8 protein-coding genes and 4 pseudogenes are annotated in these 11,035 nt (G+C 59.2%); 4 read left to right on the plus strand and 8 right to left on the minus strand.

The window, feature by feature from the left end:
• Together IVA79_RS18965 and IVA79_RS18970 are read right to left on the minus strand one after the other, a co-directional pair.
• A partial coding sequence (locus IVA79_RS18965) for a helix-turn-helix domain-containing protein (protein ID WP_247555406.1) occupies positions 1-188 on the minus strand: 188 nt, incomplete at its 3' end.
• A 598-nt stretch (positions 189-786) separates the two neighbouring features.
• Positions 787-1,686: a dihydrodipicolinate synthase family protein gene (locus IVA79_RS18970; RefSeq protein WP_247555408.1), complete on the minus strand. Its 900-nt coding sequence runs from the start codon at positions 1,684-1,686 to the stop codon at positions 787-789.
• Positions 1,687-2,615: 929 nt separating this feature from the next.
• Here IVA79_RS18970 and IVA79_RS18980 point away from each other — a divergent pair.
• Positions 2,616-3,704: a hypothetical protein gene (locus tag IVA79_RS18980; protein ID WP_346658195.1), complete on the plus strand. Its 1,089-nt coding sequence runs from the start codon at positions 2,616-2,618 to the stop codon at positions 3,702-3,704.
• Positions 3,705-4,038: 334 nt separating this feature from the next.
• Here the strand turns inward: IVA79_RS18980 and IVA79_RS37015 are convergent, their stop codons facing one another.
• From IVA79_RS37015 to IVA79_RS19000, 6 genes and pseudogenes are all read right to left on the minus strand, one after another.
• Positions 4,039-4,170, minus strand: a complete 132-nt coding sequence (locus IVA79_RS37015) for a hypothetical protein (RefSeq protein ID WP_346658197.1) — start codon at positions 4,168-4,170, stop codon at positions 4,039-4,041.
• A 92-nt stretch (positions 4,171-4,262) separates the two neighbouring features.
• Positions 4,263-4,451 (minus strand): annotated as a pseudogene (locus IVA79_RS37020) (IS110 family transposase); the annotation flags it as partial.
• A 261-nt stretch (positions 4,452-4,712) separates the two neighbouring features.
• Entirely contained in the window at positions 4,713-5,060 is a 348-nt protein-coding gene (locus tag IVA79_RS37025; RefSeq protein WP_346658196.1) for a hypothetical protein, read from the minus strand.
• Positions 5,061-5,219: 159 nt separating this feature from the next.
• Positions 5,220-5,633 (minus strand): annotated as a pseudogene (locus tag IVA79_RS18990) (IS5/IS1182 family transposase); the annotation flags it as partial.
• Between the two features lie 290 nt (positions 5,634-5,923).
• Positions 5,924-6,966, minus strand: a pseudogene (locus IVA79_RS18995) (IS110 family transposase).
• Positions 6,967-7,038: 72 nt separating this feature from the next.
• Positions 7,039-7,888, minus strand: a pseudogene (locus IVA79_RS19000) (IS5 family transposase); the annotation flags it as partial.
• An 874-nt stretch (positions 7,889-8,762) separates the two neighbouring features.
• On the opposite strand from IVA79_RS19000, the gene IVA79_RS19005 reads away from it, so the two are divergent.
• The 3 genes from IVA79_RS19005 to IVA79_RS19015 all read left to right on the plus strand — a co-directional run.
• On the plus strand, positions 8,763-9,170 hold the full coding sequence (locus IVA79_RS19005; protein WP_247555410.1) for a transposase: 408 nt from the start codon (positions 8,763-8,765) through the stop codon (positions 9,168-9,170).
• Positions 9,167-9,514 carry an IS66 family insertion sequence element accessory protein TnpB gene (gene tnpB / locus IVA79_RS19010; RefSeq protein ID WP_209296670.1) on the plus strand — a complete coding sequence of 116 codons (348 nt, stop codon included), beginning with the start codon at positions 9,167-9,169 and terminating at the stop codon, positions 9,512-9,514. Before IVA79_RS19005 ends, tnpB begins: the two co-directional genes overlap by 4 nt.
• 93 nt (positions 9,515-9,607) lie before the next feature.
• Positions 9,608-11,035, plus strand: a 1,428-nt coding sequence (locus tag IVA79_RS19015) for an IS66 family transposase (protein ID WP_247555413.1), incomplete at its 3' end; no start/stop codon positions are given.

Raw genomic sequence — 11,035 nt, forward strand, 5'->3', positions numbered from 1 at the left:
CTCGTTCTGTTGCCACCGCCAGCACCAAATACCTCGGCCGCCGCTTCCTGAAGCTGGGACTTCCACTGCGTGATCTGGTTCGGGTGCACGTCGAAATGCTCAGCCAGCTGGGCCAGCGTCATCTCGCCCTTGATCGCGGCTAACGCCACCTTGGCCTTGAATGCCGGTGCGTGGTGCCGGCGGGTCATCTGCTCATCGTCTCTCCTGATTCGCAGGACAATCTTGCCCGGCGTCAGGCAGAAACTCCACTTATCGTCCTGTCCAGATTTCCGGAGCCAGCTCTTAGCGCCTTGCTCTTTGCCTCTCGAGCGCCGCATCTCCTGGTGGCCTGCCACTGAACTTTCTCGGGATCTGAGGCTCAGATTGCACCCCGATTGCTTAGGTGGAGCCATGGACGACCGGCAGAGCTGGTCAGAGTTGAACAGCCGATCGAACTTTGCGCTGAACGTAGCAGCCGCCGTACGCAGACAAGGAACCATCTCTCCACAGCCCGAAGGTCTGGTCCTAGGGCGGTGAGGCAGCCTGGCCCTTTCTGCTCCCCTGATTTCGTACAAGGATCCTAGAAATGTCACGTTCATGGTTGATGCCGCTAAAGGCGGCCTATAACTGCTCCGTTATGGGATTAGCAGTCGCGGAGCAGCGACCAATGCGTATCTGGCCGACCCGTTGAACGAGACATTCGCACGTGCGATGGCTTAGTCCCTCATGAGTTTCGAGGCAATGCACCTAGCTATCCTGGGACTCAAGAAGGCAGGAACGTGCGGCAGAGGCACTTTGCGGCTGAGCTCAAGCCTTGGCCCAACGGGTTAGACCAGCCTCGGCGATGATCTTGGCGATGGCCGCTTTTTGTTCGTGTGCCAACGGCAGCAACGGAAGGCGCGGGCCACCAGCGTCGCGACCAAGCTGGCTCATGGTCTCCTTGATTGCGGCGTAGTAGGCCCCGGACTGGAAGCAACGATAGAACGCGAAGACGTCTCGGCCGAGGGCATCTAACGTCTTATCGCGAGTGAGCGCCTTGCCCCAGTAATCGCGAATCAAGGGACCGGCGATTTGGTGTGCCATTGCGACCACTCCATGCGCACCAACGGCGCGCGCCGGAACGATCATTGTTTCATAGCCGACGAAAACACGAATTTTATTACCCACGCGCTGCATAAGCTCGCCTACCTGAGCGATAAGTCCGGAGCTTTCCTTGATGGCGACCACCGTTGGAATCGTGGACAGCTGCTCCACGAGAGCGGGGGTGATGTCGACGCCCGCGCGGCGGGGACTGTTGTAGAGCATGAGCGGCAGCGACGTGTTCCGCGAAATGTGGTCGAAGAATGCCACGATCTCGCGCGGGCTCGGCATGGCATAGATCGGCGGAAGAAGCATGCCGCCGGCACACCCCGCCGCGACGGCTGATTGACACGCTTCCAGGACATCTTCGACGCGCAGGTCGGCAACGCCCGCCAGAACGGGTACGCGACGGCCAACGTGATCAACCGTCAACTTGTAAAGGCGCGCACGCTCCGCTTTTGTGAGTGCATAGAATTCTCCGGTGCTGCCAGCGGCGACGATGCCCTGTGCGCCATTCGCGATTGCCTCGTCGATGAGCGCCTTGTATCGGGTATCATTGATGGCACCTTCGGCTCCGAAGGGAGTGACGAGCACGGGAAAGATGCCGCCCCAGTTTACTTGCGTCATGTTCTACTATCCTTTGTTGGAAGATGCAGTTGAAGGTGCGGCCGCTGGCGCAGCGAGAGGGCCGAGAACGGGCCTGTTCCGTAAACCGTCCGACAAAAGCGGCGAGCCTTGGATTGGAGTTCGACGGCAGAAGATCACGCGGAGCGCCGCTCGCAGCGACGACGCCTTGATCCATGAAGACCACCCAATCGGCCAACTCATTAGGGAAACCGATCTCCTGGGTGACGATAACCATTGTCATTCCCTCTGCGGCTAGTTGGCGAATAGCTGCGAGCACTTCGCCCACCAACTCCGAGCGTAGCGCCGAGGTTGGCTCGCGAACAACATGACGGTTGGGCTGCATGGCCAGCGCGCGGGCGATGGCGACCGGGCGGTGGGTAGTGCGGCTTTTGCGGCTTTGGCGGAGAGAGTCATCATTGGTTAGCGTCATTCCAGCCCGTGACGAGTTCGCGGACAATCCTGCATTTACCGCGCCAAACGGAGCAGCCACTTAAGCGATAGATCTACGATCCTACGGCTATGTCACATGTCCGACAGCGTACAAATTCACCGGGGCCGTTCGATGAGAGTGACGGCTTTCCTGCGGAAGATCCATTATCTCGGACACGCAGCAAAAAGAAGGGGCCGGGTTCGTCGAACTCAGGAGACAGCGGTACTTGGTCCGTCTACTTCCTTTTCGGCGGGCAATAGACCAAAATGCAGAACTGTATCTGGGAGCTCTTTGTGCGCAGCTGGCAGGATTGGTTCTCTCGTTCCTCAGGTCGCCGCAACTAACCAAATGGTACGCTCCTTGCACGAAGGCGATTAACGTGTGAGGTCGAATCCCTAGCAAGTGAAATATCGGCAGATACGTGCCTTCACAAAGACGGTGCATCCCGCGGAGCACGATTGTCATATCCGCTGTGAGGCCGAAGCCGGGCTCATGGAATATGGGCCTGCAGCTAGCGGCAAGGCCGCTGGAAGACCTCAGCCGCAAGGCGTTCGCCGTCAACTCCCACTTGAGATTCAATGAACTTCAGAAAGCGAACATGTCCCAGCTCCATGGCATTTACATTGACCACAAGATGACCACCCCATTCGCGATGGCACAGCTTTCGGCGAAGATAAAGTCGCTGGCTACAGACCTGGCGAGGTGTGGAATTATTCTGCTCGCAACTTGCGTGCGAGTTGAAGCCTACGGCGACGCGGCCGCTCTTACAGATATTGAGAGCACGATATTCTCTGGCCTCTCATACAAACGCATTGAAGGTCCAACCGCGATTGCCCGGCGCCTCGCGGAAATTTCGTCCAGCGCTCACTCCCAGATCCTCGGCGAGAGTTACGTCAGCCATCAGCTCGCAAAGTCAATCGAACTTGTAGATCTGAAGTGTCCGATTTCCCAGGTCGCACGGTTCGCACTTGATATCGGTCGTGCCGCGCGTGAGCGACAGGGGTTTGTCGCGTCCTTCGACTACAATCAGATAGTCCGAGACATCATAGCGAGCCGATTTAGGGAGGGAGAGCGACCCGATCGACTTTACGTCATTGGGGCAGGTATGCTCGGTCGCGGGCTGATCAGGAGCGGCGTGGGAGAACGATTCCGCGGTACGATAGTCGTAACCCGCAATCCTAAGGCTCTTCGCAAACGTCTTCGACGTTACACCGATATAGAAGTCGCGCTCTTGCGCCCGGAAGAGATTGGACAAGAGCGCGAACCACGTTCGATCGTGGTCATTGCAACCACGGAAGTCGATGAAAAATACGAGGCCATCCTGCAGAACGGGCTCCTGCGATTGGAGCCACGGACTATTGTAGACTTCTCGTCGGTCCCGGCATTGTCAAGTGCAGCAATCAAGAGTCTTAGCTATTTGAACATGTACAGCGAAGAATTTCTCCAGTTCATCGAACACAACAATAGACAGCTGGCTCCAAAATTGCCGCTCTTGCTTTCTGACATAGAGGCAACGTTGCGAGCGGTCCAGATTCATCTTGCCACAACGACGACAGAGCCGGGGCAGTACACGCAGAGAGAAGGGTAGCAGTGCGCTCCGCATGGCGACAGATGACTCGGCGAATGGTTCGTCCACAAGAGAGTTGACACTTCCAGAACTGCTCAAATTAGTCGTCCGTTCTTCAATCGCGGGCACGATGTCAATCGATCGACAAAAATGATCCACTGCCGGGTTCATGGTTCTTTCCGCGGTCGTCGCTATGCAGGAGCGCCGCATGATAGCGTTCAAGAGGTGTGGCATCTCGATGTTAAGAGCGCGGTGCGTATCGCCCGCAGGGACGACTTCGAGATTGCCAACACCTTCCGTCCCGGCAGGGACGCATGTTCCGCCGAAGGCGGATCTCGGTTGGTTTAAGACTGGTTCATGCGGTGCGTAGCTCTGCCTGGAACTCGGTGCCATCGGTCCAGATGGAATGGAGGATGACAGCCATTTTGCGCGCGAGAGCAACCTTGGCCGTTTTGGCGCCGATGCGTTTGGCCAGCTTGCTGCCCATCGCTTGAGCGCAGAACCTCGCCGGACAACGGTCAGTAGGACGTCCGCGGCTTCGAACAAATGAGTTCGAACCTGGTGGTTGCCGCGCTTAGAGATGCGGCCAGTGCGATCGATCTCACCGGATTGATAACGTCTTGGCGTCAGGCCAAGATAGGCACCAACGTCGGCCGAATGTCTGAAGCGAATGGGGTCATCGGTGGTAACGACCAAGGACAGGGCAGTCAGGGGACCAATACCTGGAACGGTCATCATTCGCCGGACAGTTTGGTCGCCTTTTTCCATGGCCAGGAGTTGTCGATCAAACTTCTCAATTTGCTCGGTCAAACATGACTGGGCAAGGAGTAGCGGCGCGAAAATATCTCGTAAATCCGGCGCGTCAGCAAGCACGGCGTTGACTTTGCCAGGTTGGTCGAACCGGCTCTGCTGAGCACTATTCCCAACCCCTTACACAGATCTCGCATCTGGTTGTCGAGGTCGCGCCGCAGATTCACCAGCTTGGTTCGAGCCGCTAGCATCGAACGGGTTTCCAATTCTCCGACCCCGTCACGGTAGCTTCACGGTACCATCCCATGCGGGCCATTTCGGCCAATCCCTTGGCATCGTTCTGGTCCGACTTGTTGATGCGCATCGATAGCGCTGCGTGGGCATGACGCGCATCAAGGCAAATAGCCGGAAAGCCCAGCGCCCTGAGCTGATGCCAAAGCCAATTTGATAGCGAGCCGGTTTCTCAAAAACGAGCCGCTCAGCATTGCCGGCATGCTGCCGCAAGAGTTTAGCGATGGCCTCTGGATCGGAGGGCACGCAACCTTCGAATGTCACGCCGCTGTTCTGGTCCAAAACGCAAATGCTGGCGTCTTCCATAGAGATGTCCAAACCGACGTACTGCTTCATGAGTTGCTTCCTTTCGATGATTCACCGAGGCAGATCCTACTGGATCTCGAGCCTTCGAGAAGCGGTCAGCCGCGATTACGCCATGTTAAGAACCCGATTTCAGCGGTGAGCGGTCGCTCGTGCCTGCGTGAGGGTGGTCAGGATCAGGCACCAAAAAGCTCTAAGCCAGGCGAGGATGCGGCGGAAGTTGTGGCCGACGGCCGAGAGGATGACGTTAGCCGCATCGCCGGCGCGGCCTTTGAGGTAGCCGCGGCCGAGGTGACCATCGGCCTTCAGGTGTCCGATGATGGGTTCGATGGCGGAGCGGCGGCGCAGCTCGCGCTTGATGACACCGAAGACGCCGCGCTTCTGGCCGGAGATGAAGATCCGTCGGGGATTTTGTGCGTCGTGGCCGCGGTATCCCTTGTCGACATAGGCCCGCTCGATCGCGCAGCCGGTGAGTGTCTCGGTGCGGTCGATGACGTCCCGCAAGGTGTGACCGTCGTACGGGTTATCGAGTAGCGCCCTGGCGTGCAGCACGAACAGGCCCCCGGGAGAACGGCGGTTGTTGGTGACGATGGAGGCTTTGACGCCGATCTATGGACCACGCCCGCGTTGCAAGAGGAATCGACAAAGGGATGTAGCGGTCTGCGCCAATCTATCCCGCTTCGATTTGAAGCTGTCGCCCCGAGCCATTATGGATATCCGCCCACTTCTGTCCTCAATAACTCGCCGGCCTCAAGAAGGGCCATGGCGTCGAACCAGGCTTCAGAAGTGTCGGTGGAACCGTTTCTCCATTCGTCCTTTCCGTCTCGCAAACCTCGGCGGGATGGTGTGCTATTCCGATCGGATCGTGGATCTTCCTCCTTCCCGGGTCTGGCGTCCTATACGGTGTGGCCCAGGAAACTCGCTTCGTAGTCACGGCCTTTTGCGAGCATGCTCCAGGCCATCCGCGCGAGTTTTGCGGCCAACGCAACAACCAGTACATTCGAATGGAGCCGCTTCGATGCTGCCTCCAGCCAGGCTCCGAAGCCGTGCCTGGCCCAGGTTTGGCGCCTCAGCAGTACGGCTCTGGCTCCCTGAATGAACAGTGTTCGTAGATACCGGTTGCCGCGTCTTGATATGCGACCGAGAATGGTTCGATCACCGGTCGAGATTTGTTTCGGTACCAGACCAAGCTATGCCGCAAAGTCGCGGCCCTTCTGGAACGCATCACCAGTTCCGATCGCGGCCATCATCGCGCTTGAGATGATTGGCCCGACGCCCGGCGCACTCATCAGGCGGCGACAATGCGCATCTTGCTCCGCGATCTCGTTGATCTCCTTGGTGACGAGCGCGATGCGACGGTCGAGATAACGCCAGTCCTCGGCCAAGTCCTGGACGAGCCGAACCACCTGAGGTGATAGGCTTTCCGAAGGCATCGAGAGGATTTGGGGGAGTGCCAATCGGAGTGCTGCCGCTCCCTGCCGCACTGGTAGCCCTCGCTCAAGCAAAAAGCCCCGGATTTGATTGACGACCGCCGTCCTCTGCGTCACCAATCGACTGCGAACTCTGTGGAGTGCTTGTAAATCAAGTTGTTCGGCCGACTTCACTGGGACGAACCGCATCGTCGGCCCCTGCGCGGCCTGGGCGATCGCTTCAGCATCCCGAAAGTCATTCTTGTGACCCTTGAGGTATGGTTTGACGTACTGTGCTGGCAAGAGCCGTACTTGATGGCCTAATTTCTCGAGCTTGCGCCCCAGATGATGTGCGCCTGCACACGCCTCCATTCCGATCAGACAACGCTGAACATTGGCCAGCGACTGGTCAAGCTGATTCTCGACCGCTTCTTACGTAGCGTGATTGCGCCGGTGTTATCGAGACCAACGACGTGGAATGTGTTTTTCCCGAGATCGATACCGATGGTGACAATGTTCGTATTCGACATGGCTTGCGCTCCTGCTGCTGCCCCGCCGGGCTCTACGTTGCCGCTGAGAGCGGGCGTGGTCCATGCCATTATCTCGTAAGGCGCGGCTGCTTTGCCCTTGCCGATGCACTCCACCTCGGGGGCGTGGAAGGAATAAAGCTTGAAGCCGCGCTGGCGCTGCTGCTGCGAGCGGATCTGCGAGGCCCGGCTGAGCGGGAGGGCGAACGTGTTCTCAAGCACAGCCTACCTTCGATCTTGCGGCGGATATCGCGGATGATCCGGCCCAGTCAGCTGCGCAGGATGCGCAACTGCCGCTGATGCCGCTTGAATTGCTTGGCATGGGCGTAGCGTCCCGCCGTCATTGTCGCGGTTTTGGCAATGCGAAAGGACTGCCGCAGCTTGACCCCGTGCTTCCTCGCCACATGGTGAGCCCCTTGATCGCCGCGTGCAAGAGCTTGACATCGGTCGGGAAGGTGATCGCCTTGGGCTGCACGGTGGTATCGACTGTGACCCGCTTGAGGTCCTGGCTGCGTAACGCGCCGGCCTCGTGTGCCACCCGCAAGCTCTCGGCCAGCAACAGCTCGAGCTTGTCGCCGAGCCGCTTGCGCCAGTGGCTCAGGTCCGAGCGCCTCGTGCGGGAATGCGTGCTGGAAGAACTCTTCGCCGGTGAAGTACTGGAAATATGGGTCGTGGACCCAGCGCTCGCACACCCCTCATCGGACAGCCCGTAAATGTGCTTGAGCAACAACAGCCCGATCACGAAGCGGGTCGCGATCCCGGGCCGACCATTCTCGCTATGGAGCGGCGCGATCTCGCCGTCGATCCAGTCCCAATGGACCTTGCCGACGAGCTGAACCAGCTCGTGCTTCATATTGATGATTTGGTGCAGCCTGGCCCGGAACAGATCGCCCGATCCCGTCGCCTTCTGCTTCTTTGGCCGCATCGCCCCCTCCGATGCGACCACGGAATCATGGTTGTCGATTCGACGGAATCCTGAAAATGAAATTGCAAGGTTCCGACGCCCGAAGCATCAAACCCCTGCAATCGCAAAAAGCTGGTCTGCCAGATTACGATTCCACATCAGTCACTTGGTCGCTCTTAACGGACGACAAATTACGTGAGGCGCCGGCATCCAGAAACCAGCTTCAGATCAGCTTCGGGGACGAGTGAATGTCGTCGTGAGGACTCAACGTCTGCTTGGCGGAGGAGCTGCCTTGCACTCCAAGCATGACCGCATCGCGCAGTGCCGATAGTAATCACGAACTGAATGCGGTGATTTATGTCAGCCCTAACGAAGCAACGCGTTGATGCCGACCTCGAGGCAGTGCTGGACAGGACGTCCGGGAGCTCGCTTGAGTGGTGGCGTTGAGAGTTGTCCTCATGGTCAACGTCGCCACGGTAGCGACGCAATCAGAATCGTGAGCGGATATGAACACCCTGCGTGCCCTCGGTCAAACAAGCTCAGTACTTACCTGCGCGCTTCCCTGCCCGACCACATATGCGACGGGCACCCACAACATTGCCCTTAGAGCGCGCTCGGATTTCTCGTCGTAACTCCATCGCCGCCGACGCTCGGCCTCCAACACATTGACCTGCATTCGCCGCGTCCTTAAAGGTAGACTTAAGGTCAAATCCTCGGGCCGCATCTCAAACTACGCAAGGGGTGCGCCGCCGGAGGGATACCGAGCTCTGTCTTCAAAGGTTTGGAAGACGCTTGGCGTCAGGTAAGTTGTAGCGTTCGGCGGCATCGATGCGCGGTAAGCCTCCGAGGGGAGACGCCTTGCGGCGGGCTGGCCTGATGGTTGAGAACTGTACGTATGGACAGCCATACGATCAGTACGCTGAATCGACTTGAAGTGGTTGATACAGGCCGGCGGCGCCGCTGGTCTGAGGAGGAGAAGGCGCGGATTGTTTTGGAAAGCCTATCCGAGCCGCGCCTGGTTGCGGCGACAGCGCGGCGATACGGCTTATCACGTTCTCTGTTGGTGACCTGGCGAAGAGCCTTCGCAGCGAACGGAACCAAATCCGAGGCTGGGTTTGTCAGGGCAGTTATGTCCGAGGGCGGGCCCGTGGCGTCGGTGGCGGCCTCGTCGGAGAGCGCGACCGCACATTCGACGAAGCGTCGGATTGAGATCGAGCTGGCTGGCGGACGGCGCGTCATTGTTGATGCGGGCGTCGACGTTGAGGCGCTTCGCCGGATTATCGAGGCTCTGGATCCGCAATGATTCCGGTCCCTACGGGAGTTCGGGTGTGGCTGGCGACGGGCCACACCGACATGCGCAAAGGCTTCGCCTCATTGTCGTTGCAGGTGCAAGAGGTGCTGCGCCGCGATCCGCTGAGTGGTCATTTGTTCTGCTTCCGTGGACGTAGGGGTGATTTGTTGAAAGTGATCTGGCATGACGGCCAGGGAGCATGCCTGTTTACGAAGAAACTCGAGAGAGGTCGTTTTGTCTGGCCGTCGCTGGCGGACGGCGTGGTGTCGATCTCGCAGGCGCAGATGAGCTATCTGTTGTCTGGCATCGACTGGCGCAATCCCCAAGAGTCCTGGCGTCCGACCAGCGTAGGGTGAGACTTTGTTATTTGAGTTCGGCCGCGAATGTGATTCCATCTGGCCATGGAATCCAGCGCCGACCTGCCGCCCGATCTTGCCGCCGCGCATGCAATGATTTTGGCCGAACGCACGGCCAGGCTTGCGGCGGAAGCCAGGCTTGCTGAAGCGGCCAATGCCCAGGCGAAGCAATCGAGCACCGAAGCGCTGATTGCCCATCTCAAGCTCGAGATCGAGAAGCTGCGGCGGACGCTCTATGGCACGCGCTCGGAGCGATCGGCGCGGCTGCTCGATCAGCTAGAGCTGGAGCTTGAGGAGCTTGAGGCGGCTGCAACTGAGGATGAACTCGCCGCCGAGAAGGCAGCAGGCAAGACGCAGACGGTGCGTTCGTTTGAGCGCAGGCGGCCCGTTCGCCAGGCCTTCCCCGACGACATCGTGCGAGAACGCGTGGTCCTGCCGGCTCCGACGCAATGCCCCTGCTGCGGGTCGGCACGGCTGTCGAAGCTCGGCGAAAGCGTGACCTCGACGCTGGAGGAGATCCCACGCCGGTTCAAGGTGATCGAAACGGTGCGGGAGAAGTTCAGCTGCCGGGACTGCGAGGCGATCACGCAGCCACCGGCACCGTTCTATGCCACGCCGCGGGGCTATATCGGACCGCAGCTTCTGGCGACGATCCTGTACGACAAATTTGGTCAGCATCAGCCGCTGAACCGACAGAGCCAGCGCTTCAAATGCGAGGGGATCGACCTGTCGGTCTCGACGCTGGCGGATCAGGTTGGCGCCGGAGCGTTCGCGGTCAGGCCCATCTTTGAACTGATCGAAGCCCATGTGCTCTCCGCCGATAGGCTCCATGGCGACGACACCAAGATCCCGATCCTGGCGAAGGGAAAGACGGATACCGGGCGGATTTGGACCTATGTCCGCGACGATCGGCCATTTGGCGGGCAAGGTCCGCCGGCGGCGCTGTTTTACGCCTCGCGCGATCGGCGCGGCGAACATCCGGTGCGGCATCTTCAGGACTTCGCCGGCATCCTTCAAGCCGACGCCTATAGCGGGTTCAACGCGCTCTTCGATCCCGGGCGCAAGGCGGTGCCCGCCACGGCCGCCTTCTGCTGGGCGCACGGCCGCAGAGCATTCTTCGAACTGGCCGATATCGCCCAGAACGCTCGCCGCGGAAGATCGGCGACGGCGATCTCGCCCATTGCGCTGGAAGCGGTTCGTCGAATTGACCAGCTGTTCGAGATCGAGCGCGAGATCCATGGGTCGAGTGCTGCGGAGCGGCTACAGGTCCGCCAAGACAGAAGCGCGGCCCTGCTGAGCGATTTTGAGGCTTGGCTACGGGTGGAATCCGCCCGGCTCTCGCGTTCGTCCAACGTGATCAAGCCGATCAATTATCTGCTCAACCGATGGGAAGGCTTTGCTCGCTTTGTCCACGATGGAAGGATCTGCCTGACCACGGATGGTGTTGAGAAGCCCTATCGTCAGTTCAAGGCCACTTTTTTTGGCTTCTCCTTCCAGGCCGCCACCATCCGCTCGTACGCT

This window comes from Bradyrhizobium sp. 138, assembly GCF_023074075.1.
Taxonomy (GTDB): Bacteria; Pseudomonadota; Alphaproteobacteria; order Rhizobiales; family Xanthobacteraceae; genus Bradyrhizobium.